Annotated in this window: 5 protein-coding genes and 1 pseudogene; 5 read left to right on the top strand and 1 reads right to left on the bottom strand. The window is 73.6% G+C overall.

Annotated elements, in window-relative coordinates:
* Positions 1-89 precede the first annotated feature (89 nt).
* From E1264_RS40810 to E1264_RS40790, 5 genes are all read left to right on the top strand, one after another.
* On the top strand, positions 90-785 hold the full coding sequence (locus E1264_RS40810; RefSeq protein ID WP_132182649.1) for a copper homeostasis protein CutC: 696 nt from the start codon (positions 90-92) through the stop codon (positions 783-785).
* A 47-nt stretch (positions 786-832) separates the two neighbouring features.
* Positions 833-1,600, top strand: a complete 768-nt coding sequence (locus tag E1264_RS40805) for a metallophosphoesterase (protein WP_132182647.1) — start codon at positions 833-835, stop codon at positions 1,598-1,600.
* A gap of 59 nt (positions 1,601-1,659) precedes the next feature.
* Entirely contained in the window at positions 1,660-2,094 is a 435-nt protein-coding gene (locus E1264_RS40800) for an SRPBCC family protein (protein ID WP_132182645.1), read from the top strand.
* 252 nt (positions 2,095-2,346) lie between these two features.
* Entirely contained in the window at positions 2,347-3,315 is a 969-nt protein-coding gene (locus tag E1264_RS40795) for an ROK family glucokinase (RefSeq protein WP_132182643.1), read from the top strand.
* Between the two features lie 2 nt (positions 3,316-3,317).
* Positions 3,318-4,022, top strand: coding sequence for an endonuclease/exonuclease/phosphatase family protein (locus E1264_RS40790; RefSeq protein ID WP_132182641.1), 705 nt, complete (start codon positions 3,318-3,320; stop codon positions 4,020-4,022).
* On the opposite strand, the pseudogene E1264_RS40785 reads toward E1264_RS40790, so the two are convergent.
* Positions 4,019-4,223, bottom strand: a pseudogene (locus tag E1264_RS40785) (hypothetical protein); the annotation flags it as partial. The gene E1264_RS40790 and the pseudogene E1264_RS40785 sit on opposite strands and share 4 nt — an antisense overlap.

Raw genomic sequence — 4,223 nt, 5'->3', positions numbered from 1 at the left:
GGGCAAAGGTCGCACGGTGCCGGTGGTGGGCGGCGGTCGGTCGCTTACGCTAAGGGCGCTCGCATTCGGAACGGGTTCCGGGGGACGTCATGTCGCTGCTCGAAATCATCGCGCTCACGGCCGAGGACGCGCGGGCGGCGCAGGACGGCGGCGCCGACCGGCTCGAGGTCGTCGCCGACATGGCCGCCGACGGGCTCACCCCCGATCCCGAGCTCGTCGCCGCCGTGCGGGCGGCCACGTCCCTGCCCATCCGGGTGATGCTGCGGGCCAACGCGGGGTTCCGCACCTCGGGGCGCGAGCTCGACCGGCTGCGGCAGGCCGCCGCGGGCCTCGCCGAGGCGGGCGCGGACGGGTTCGTGCTCGGCTTCCTCGACTCCTCCGGCCACATCGACACCGGCGCCGTGGGCAAGCTCGCCGCCGACCTCGCCCCGCTGCCCTGGACGTTCCACCGCGCCCTCGACCACGCCGCCGACCAGGCCCAGGCGTGGGACGTCGTGCGCGGGCTCGGCGGCGGGCTCGACACCGTCCTCACGGCGGGATCCGCGCGGGGCGTGGACGCCGGGGTGGACGTCCTCGTCCGGCGCGCCGCCGACGACCCCGACGCAGCGAAGATGATCATGGCCGGGGGCGGGCTGCGCCGCAAGCACGTCGCGGTCCTCGCGGCGGCGGGCGTCACCGCGTTCCACGTGGGCACCGCGGTCCGCCCGGACGGCGCCTGGGACGCCCCCGTCGACCCGGCGCTGGTCCGCGAATGGCGCTCGCTGGTGTCCGCCGCCGCGGGCTGACCGGCCTCGCCGCGCCCATGGGGCGCGCGCCGCATTACAGTCGGTTCATGAGGATCCACGTGGTGAGCGACGTCCACGGCCGGGCGGACGCGCTGCGGGCCGCGGCGGACGGCGCCGACGCGCTCATCTGCCTCGGCGACCTGATCCTGTTCGTCGACTACCACGACCACGGGCAGGGGATCTTCGCCGACCTCTTCGGGACGGACAACGCCGACCGCTTCATCGAGCTGCGGACCGAGAAACGCTTCGACGAGGCCCGCGAGTTCTCCCGGGCGCTGTGGGCGTCCCTCGACGGCGACGCGTGGCCGCACATCGAGCGCGCCGTCGACCGGCAGTACGCCGAGCTGTTCGCGGCGATGCCGTCGCCCGCCTACCTCACCTACGGGAACGTCGACGTCCCGCGCATGTGGGGGCCGCACCTGCGCGACGGGCACCACGTCCTGGACGGCGAGACCACCGAGATCGGCGGCCTGCGGTTCGGGTTCGTCGGCGGCGGCCTGCGCACCGAGTACCGCACCCCCTACGAGCTCGACGACGACGCCTACGCCGCGAAGGTCGAGGCCGTCGGCGCCGTGGACGTGCTGTGCTGCCACATCCCGCCCGCCGTCCCGGAACTGCTGTACGACACGGTCGCGCGCCGGTTCGAGCGGGGCAGCGAGGCGATCCTGGACGCGGTCCGCCGGACGCAGCCGAAGTACGTCCTGTTCGGGCACGTCCACCAGCCGCTGGCCAGCCGGATGCGCATCGGCCGCACCGAATGCGTCAACGTGGGCCACTTCCGGGCCCGTGGAGTGCCGTACGTCCTGACGGTGTGACAGATACTTTCTCTACGACAAGGGCCCGCGGGGCCGACCAGAGCCGGAGGGAGTCGCAGATGGCGGACCGCACGAGCTCCTCCATCACGGTCAAGGCCGGGAAGGCCGAGATCATGGCGGTGATCGCCGACCTCGAGGCGTACCCGAAATGGGCGAGCGGCATCCGCGGCATCACCGTCGAGGAGGTCGGCGAGGACGGCCGCGCGTCGCACGCCAAGTTCACCTTCGACGGCGGCGTGTTCATCGACACCATCGGCCTCGCCTACACCTGGGAGGGCGACGACCACGTCACCTGGACCCTGGTGGACCCCGGCTCGGTCGTCACCAAGCTGCACGGCTCCTACACCCTGGACGAGCGGGACGGCTCCACCGAGGTGACCTACGAGCTCTCCGTCGACGTCCGGATCCCGCTCATCGGCATGATGAAGCGCAAGGCCGAGAAGCGGATCATCGACTCCGCGCTCAAGGGCCTCAAGCGCCATGTCGAGAGCTGACCACCGCGAAGGCGATACATTCACGCCGAAGACGGATGGAAGATGGACCCGTGAGCGGCCGGACCTGGTCTGGCCGGGCGCGGCGGGACCGTTCCCCGGAGGCGTCGGGACGCCCGCGGGCGGGTAGGTCCGAGCGGTCGGACCGCCCCGGGACGGGCGAGCCGTGGTCCGCCGCCACCGGCGGCGACCCCATCGACATCGGGTGGTGCGGTGCCGGCTCCGGCCGCGCCCCGCGAGGAGGAGGAAGCGTACATGGCCCTGACCATCGGCGTGGACGTGGGCGGCACGAAGGTCGCCGCCGGGGTCGTCGACGACCGGGGAACCATCCTGGAGAAGGTTCGCCGGCCGACTCCGTCGACCAACCCCAAGGAGACCGCCGAGACCATCGCCGAGGTCGTCGACCTGCTGAAGGGCAAGTTCGAAGAGGTGTCGGCCGTCGGTCTCGGGACCGCCGGGTTCGTCGACGAGGACCGCTCCACCGTGCTGTTCGCGCCGAACCTGGCCTGGCGCGAGGAGCCGATCAAGGAGAAGGTCGAGAAACTGGTCGGGCTGCCCGTCGTCGTGGAGAACGACGGCAACGCCACCGCGTGGGGCGAGGCGAGGTTCGGCGCCGGACGCGGTGAGAACATCCTCGTCCTCGTCGCCCTCGGCACCGGCATCGGCGGCGGCATCATCATCAACGGCGAGCTGTACCGGGGCCGGTTCGGCATCGGCGCCGAGATGGGCCACTTCCGGGTCGTCCCGGACGGCCGCCGCTGCGGCTGCGGCAACCGCGGCTGCTGGGAGCAGTACGCCAGCGGCAACGCCCTCGTCCACGAGGCCCGCGACCTCGCCCGGGTGGCGCCCGCGATGGCGGGACGGCTCCTCGAACTCGGCGACGGCCGCCCGGAGGGCATCAGCGGGCCGGAGGTGTCGCAGGCGGCCCGCGAGGGCGACAAGGCGGCGCTGGAGTGCTTCCGCACCATCGCGCACTGGGCGGGCCAGGGCCTCGCCGACCTGAGCGCCATCCTCGACCCGGGCGCGTTCATCATCGGCGGCGGCCTGTCCGACGCCGGCGACCTGCTGCTCGACCCGATCCGCGCCGCGTTCGAGGACGCGCTGACGGGCCGCGGCCACCGCCCGCTGCCCGACATCCGCATCGCCGAGCTGGGCTCCGCCGCGGGCATCGTCGGCGCCGCCGACCTTGCGCGCGTCCGGCCCCTCCAGGACGTCATCGTCTAGGCGTGCCGTCCGTCCGGCTGCTGAGCTACAACGTCCGGTCGCTGCGCGACGACCCGGCCGCCGTGGCCCGCGTCGTCCGCGCCCTCGCCCCGGACGTCGTCTGCCTGCAGGAGGTCCCGCGGTTCAGGACGTGGCGGCTCCAGCGCCGCCGCCTCGCCCGCGCGTGCGGCCTGGACATCGCGGCGGGACGGCGGGCCTGCGGGCTCGCCGTCCTCGCCGCCCCGCACGTTCGCCGCGTCGCCCGCGAGTTCCACCTGCTCACCCCTGACCCGGGCCTGCACCGCCGCGCCCTGGCGATCGCCGTCCTGGAGATCGGCGGCTCCCGCTTCATCGCCGCGTCCACCCATCTCGACCTGCGGGACGGGCCGCGGCTCCGGCACGTCCACGAGATCCTCGCCCACCTCGACAGGGCCCGCGCCCGCCACCGGGCCCCGGCCGTCCTCGCCGGGGACATCAACGAGGAGCCCGGCGGCCCGTCCTGGACCCTCCTCACCGACCACTTCCAGGACGCCTACGCCACCGCCCCGTCCGGCGAGGGACTGACGTTCACCTCCCGCAACCCCCGCCGCCGCATAGACGGCGTCTTCGCAGACCCGGAGATCGGGATCACCGCCTGCGGCGTTCCCGTCGACGACCCGGCCGTCACAGCCGACTACCCCAAGGCCACCGACCACCGCCCGGTCCTGGGCGAACTTGAGGTGCCCTAGACAACAGCCCCGTCGTCGGGGTCTCTGGGCTCGTCGCCCATGCGGAGGACGAGGGTGACGAAGCCGCCGATGAAGGCGGCGACGGCGAGGAACGCGGCCCAGCCGGGGACGTCCCAGTCGAGGACGACGGTGATCAGCAGGTAGAGCGGACCGCCGATCAGGGCGATCCAGGCCCCTTTGGTGAGGGGGTCGGCGCTCGGC

Origin of the sequence: Actinomadura sp. KC216, assembly GCF_004348535.1 — a bacterium.
Classification (GTDB): Bacteria; Actinomycetota; Actinomycetes; order Streptosporangiales; family Streptosporangiaceae; genus Spirillospora.
Note: the sequence above shows the minus strand (reverse complement) of the source record. Positions and strands in the feature narration are given on the sequence as shown.

Bases quoted from the DNA above. Each gene is read 5' to 3' on its own strand.
- E1264_RS40810 (WP_132182649.1), top strand. From the start codon at position 90: ATGTCGCTGCTCGAAATCATCGCGCTCACGGCCGAGGACGCGCGGGCG.
- E1264_RS40805 (WP_132182647.1), top strand. From the start codon at position 833: ATGAGGATCCACGTGGTGAGCGACGTCCACGGCCGGGCGGACGCGCTG.
- E1264_RS40800 (WP_132182645.1), top strand. From the start codon at position 1,660: ATGGCGGACCGCACGAGCTCCTCCATCACGGTCAAGGCCGGGAAGGCC.
- E1264_RS40795 (WP_132182643.1), top strand. From the start codon at position 2,347: ATGGCCCTGACCATCGGCGTGGACGTGGGCGGCACGAAGGTCGCCGCC.